Here is a 1,099-nt window from a genome sequence, read left to right on the forward strand (position 1 = left end):
GGACGAGGCGGGGGACGGTGGGGACGGGGGCTGACCTGCGGTCGGCGCACGGGCTCAAGGGCGCCGCGCGCCAATGCGTCCACGGGGCAAGGGTGTCTCGCACCCTTGAAATCCGCCGCAGCGGCGATCAGCCACGACGTCGGAGCCCGGCGGTGCCGTACGCACCTGAGGCCGGGACGGCACCGCCGCGTCGCGCCGTGGTGGCTTGTCGCCGTCGCGGCGGGGTTTCCCTGCCTGCGGCAGGAGGGCTTACGCCTGCTTCTTCGGGGGCGTGCTCGGCGTCGGGGTCGCCACCGACGCCGACGCCTGGGCGTTGGCGCGGGCCATGATGCGGCGGAACGTGTAGCCCGCCACGTCGCGGCCGGCCTGGAGCGCGTCCTTGTCGTCGTCGGGGACGGCCTTGCCGTTCGTGTAGCCGGCGACCGTGAAGTACGCGTAGCGCCCCTCCGCGTTCGCGGTGAGGCGGCAGGACGTGGCCCGGCAGAAGGACGGGCCGTCGCCGGCGAGGGACTCGATGTTCCCCGTGGAACGCTCCTTGGCCTTGTCCGCTGCGGCCTTCGTGTCGAAGACGGCGACGCCGACCGTCACCGCCACCCCGTCCCGCACGAACGTCGCCCGCAGCACCTTGCGGCAGCCGTTGTCCGCAAGGACGGCGCCGAGGCCGTTCTGCGCGGCCGAGGCGCAGTCATCCGTCGTGGCCGTGGCCGTGCGCTCGTACTTGCGCTTGTCGAGGGACGGCTTGCTGTGCGGGAACAGCGTCTTCGTGCTCAGCGGGGCCTTGTCCTTGTCCGCGCTGGCTATGAACTCCCGCGGATTCGGCGGAGGTGGCGGGGCGACCTGCGAGAACGACGGCTCGGGCGAGCCCGGGGAGCTCGGCAGCTTCTGCGGCGAGGGCAGGCCGGAGGCGTGACCGCTCTTGTTCGAGCCGATGACGAGCGCCGCCACCGTGCCCGCGACGGCGACCGTGGCCACCGCGCCGCCGCCGATCAGCAGCCACTTGCGGCGGCGGCCGCGCGCGGCGGTGGTGTCGGCGAGGGCGTCCCAGTCGGGGGTCGGGGAGGCCTGGCCCGGGGCGGAGGCCCACGGGGCGGGCCTCCCC

The 1,099-nt window shown here is 74.5% G+C and carries 1 protein-coding gene; it reads right to left on the minus strand.

Annotated elements, in window-relative coordinates; genetic code table 11:
* Positions 1 to 249: 249 nt before the first annotated feature.
* A partial coding sequence (locus ACSNOH_RS34865) for a hypothetical protein (protein WP_436725454.1) occupies positions 250 to 1,099 on the minus strand: 850 nt, incomplete at its 5' end.

It is taken from the genome of Streptomyces sp. URMC 127 (assembly GCF_051386535.1).
GTDB lineage: Bacteria > Actinomycetota > Actinomycetes > Streptomycetales > Streptomycetaceae > Streptomyces.